Here is a 3,862-nt window from a genome sequence, read left to right on the forward strand (position 1 = left end):
TCCATGCTGCTCTGGATTCTTGACCAAGCAGGGCTTGCGCCCGGTTACTTGGTGGGCGGCGTGCCCAAAGACTTCCCTGTATCGGCGCGGCTTGGAGATAGTGATTTTTTTGTTATTGAAGCGGATGAATACGACAGCGCCTTCTTCGACAAACGCTCCAAGTTCATTCATTACCGCCCCCATACACTGATACTCAACAACCTTGAGTTTGATCACGCAGACATCTTCGACAACGTTGAAGCCATTGAGCGCCAGTTTCACCACTTGGTGCGCACCGTTCCCTCCCAGGGTTTGATTCTTCGCCCGAGCGTGGATGCCCACCTCGATAACGCGCTGGCCATGGGCTGCTGGAGCCCGGTGCAAGACGCCGCCATTGGCAGCGAAATTTCAGGCACGGCAGATTGGCGCGCAGAATTGCTTTCGGAGGATGGTAGCCGATTTATGGTGCTTCACCATGAACAGCCAGTTGCCGTAGTAAGATGGACTCAAACAGGGCTGCATAACGTTCGTAATGCCTTGGCTGCTATTGCTGCGGCTCGGCATGTGGGCGTAACCCCAGATCACGCCATAGCTGCACTGTGCCGGTTTTCTGGCGTAAAGCGCCGTATGGAGCTATTAGCGGATATCAACGGCGTAAAGATCTACGACGATTTCGCCCACCACCCAACGGCCATAGAGACCACGCTTGAAGGTTTGCGTGCTCAAGTTGGCGAAGAGCCCATCATTGCTCTCATCGAACCACGCTCAAACACCATGAAGCAGGGCGTTCATCAGCATACGTTATTGCCGAGTGCCGCTTTGGCCGACAGAGTATATTGGGCCAACCTCAATGATATGAGCTGGCTGCCAGAATTGGTTTCAGCCTGGCAAGTGGACAACCCAGGTTCCAAACAGCACCTCACGGAGTCTACCGTAGAAGGGCTGGTTGAACGTGTGCTGACAGATCTGCCCAGCCCCTGTCACATTGTGATCATGAGCAACGGTGGTTTTGGCAGCGTTCACGGTAAGCTCGTGGCCGAGCTTGAGCGAATCCGTGGATGATCACGCCTTCAGGGAATTATTACAATGACAGACACCGTGAGCAATAACGTGACGCAAGGGCGAACGATTAACCTGGCGTTTACCGGTGCGTCCGGTGCCCAGTATGGCCTGCGCCTTTTGCAGTGCCTAGTGGCTGCTGGTTGCCGGGTTCATGTGATGATCAGCAAAGCCGCGCAGATCGTGATCGCGACAGAAACCGACCTAAAGCTTCCGGGAACTCCGCCGGCTATGCAAAAAACCCTCACTGAATACGCCTCAGCCGAGCCAGGCCAAATTTTGGTGTTTGGCCGCGAAGATTGGTTTTCTCCGCCGGCATCCGGTTCTGGTGAAAAGGCACCTTTGGTGATCTGCCCCTGTAGTACCAGCACCCTTTCCGCACTGGCTACCGGTGCTAGCAATAATTTGATTGAGCGGGCTGGCGATGTGGCGCTGAAAGAGCGGCGCCAGCTGATTTTGGTACCTCGGGAAGCTCCATACTCTGAGGTGCATCTCGAAAACATGCTGAAACTCACCCGCATGGGGGCTGTCATTATGCCGGCCAGCCCGGGGTTCTATCATCGGCCGAGCTCGGTGCAGGATCTTGTGGACTTTGTTGTGGCGCGGATTCTCGACCATCTGGGCCTGCCTCAGGAGCTGATGCCCCGGTGGGGTGAGGCCCGTGTTAGCGCTAAAGCGAATCGCGACGATGGTTTTGGTCAGCATGATTGATGGTTTTCATCATTGAGCAAACCCGCCTGCCAGCAGAGACTTGGTGAACGTTAATCACAACACTGTTCACTAACTGAGGTTCACCATGATTCCACGTACGCTATTCGATGCTGACCTTGATGGCTTTCGGGATTCCGTTCGAAAATTCCTGGAGCAAGAAGCCGCACCGCACCACGAGCAGTGGGAAAAAGATGGCCAGGTTAGTCGCGAGATATGGGAGAAAGCTGGCGCGCTGGGCTTCTTGTGCCCGGGCGTACCTGAAGAGTACGGTGGCGTTGGCGCCGATTTCCGTTACAGCGCAGTAGTGATGGAAGAGATCTCCAGCGCCGGGCTTTCTGGCATAGGCTGGACTCTGCACTCCGATATCGTTGCGCCATACATTCTGAAATACGGTTCGGAAGAACAGAAAAAACACTACCTGCCAAAAATGGTCTCTGGTGAAATAATCACGGCCATCGCCATGAGTGAGCCGGGTGCCGGCTCAGACCTGCAGGGCGTGAAGTCCACAGCGGTGAAAGATGGTGACAACTACATTCTGAATGGATCTAAAACCTTTATTACCAACGGTCAGCTGGCCGATCTCGTTATTGTTGTGGTCAAAACCGATCCTAAAGAAGGCGCTAAAGGAACCAGCCTGCTATTGGTTGAAACCAGCTCGGAAGGTTTTGAGAAAGGCCAAAATTTGAATAAAGTGGGCATGAAAGCCCAGGATACATCCGAGCTGTTTTTTCAGGACGTTAAAGTACCCGTATCCAACCTGTTGGGCACGATGGAAGGGCAGGGCTTCTTCCAGCTGATGCAGGAGCTTCCTGCTGAACGCCTGCAGATTGGCCTGACCGCGATTGCCTCCGCAGAAGCTGCATGGCAGTGGACGCTGGACTATGTAAAAGAGCGTAAGGCGTTCGGCAAGCCGGTTATCAAGTTTCAGAATACCCGTTTCAAGTTGGCTGAGTTGAAGTCAGAAATTACCGCGGCCCGGGTGTTCACCGACCGCTGTCTGGAGCTGCACCTCGATAACAAACTGGATATCCCTACAGCCGCTATGTTGAAGCAGTACACCACAGACCTGCAGTGCAAAGTTATGGATGAGTGCGTCCAGTTGCACGGTGGCTACGGCTACATGTGGGAATACCCGATTGCCCGCGCTTGGGCAGATTCGCGAGTTCAGCGTATTTATGGCGGAACCAACGAAATTATGAAAGAGATTGTTTCGCGCGCGTTCTAAATTGCGTTAAACAAAAACCCCGGAGCCGGTTGTGAGCTGATCCCGGGGTTTCTTGTTACTAAACTTTACAGATTGCCAAACCTATCAAGGTCTCCGACAACCACATCCCCTAAAGTAACGGCACAACCTCTAACAAGGATAAACGGTTGCCGTGATGAAGCCTCCTAATTTTTTGCCTGTTTTCGTACTTTTTCTCGCCATTGCCGGCTGCGGTAAGGAATCCGAAGAGCTGCCTGTGGATGGGCGGGATTTTGATGGTGTGCAGTACAGCGAACCGGCCCCCTATACAGGCAAAGTAATAGACGGCTACCTGATAAATGCCCGAGTGTGGCTGGATCTGGACGGCGATAGCCAATACACGCCGGGACCTATGGAATTTGAACTGGCCTCTGGCCGAAAGGTTACCTTGGCGTCTGGTGAGCCTACAACCATGAGTGGCGAGGGAGGTCAGTTTTCGCTGGATACCTCAGGGCTGGTACTGGATCCAAGCGTAGGGCCGGATATCGATCCGCGCGATTTTCCTTTGTATGCACTGGCACTTCCCGGAAAAACCTTAGAACAAACATATAGTGGAGAGGCAGCGGTTGCTCGTGCGTTTATGCTTTCTGCAGCGCCGGGCGTGCGTAATATTACCCCTTTGACTACCCTGGCGCGCTATCGTCGCCTTGCGGCACTTGGCCCCTTGTTGGATTCTACAGATACATCGCTTTCTGGCCTGGCCGGTATCAACCTGCTGAAGGATTATGTGCTCGGCGAAGATGACCGCGCCCATGCATATGCACGAGCCATGGCTCGCTTTATGGTCAGCCAGTTTCCCGCCGACTATAACGATTTGTTGGCCAATGCTGGGAGTGATGGCACCGAACGGTTTCTCAGCCGCCCTGGCGC

At 53.8% G+C, this 3,862-nt stretch carries 3 protein-coding genes and 1 pseudogene; all 4 read left to right on the forward strand.

Annotation, left to right across the window (positions count from 1 at the left end; translation table 11 throughout):
- The coding region (gene mpl / locus ACTH3S_RS11175; protein ID WP_441809089.1) for a UDP-N-acetylmuramate:L-alanyl-gamma-D-glutamyl-meso-diaminopimelate ligase at positions 1–1,041 on the forward strand (1,041 nt) is incomplete at its 5' end.
- A 24-nt stretch (positions 1,042–1,065) separates the two neighbouring features.
- Positions 1,066–1,749, forward strand: a complete 684-nt coding sequence (locus ACTH3S_RS11180) for a flavin prenyltransferase UbiX (RefSeq protein WP_441809090.1) — start codon at positions 1,066–1,068, stop codon at positions 1,747–1,749.
- Positions 1,750–1,834: 85 nt separating this feature from the next.
- Positions 1,835–2,974 (forward strand): acyl-CoA dehydrogenase family protein, encoded by a 1,140-nt coding sequence (locus ACTH3S_RS11185; RefSeq protein WP_441809091.1) that lies wholly within the window; start codon positions 1,835–1,837, stop codon positions 2,972–2,974.
- Positions 2,975–3,128: 154 nt separating this feature from the next.
- Positions 3,129–3,862: pseudogene (locus ACTH3S_RS11190) on the forward strand (hypothetical protein); the annotation flags it as partial.

The sequence above is a fragment of the Marinobacter sp. genome, assembly GCF_052094685.1.
Taxonomy (GTDB): domain Bacteria; phylum Pseudomonadota; class Gammaproteobacteria; order Pseudomonadales; family Oleiphilaceae; genus Marinobacter.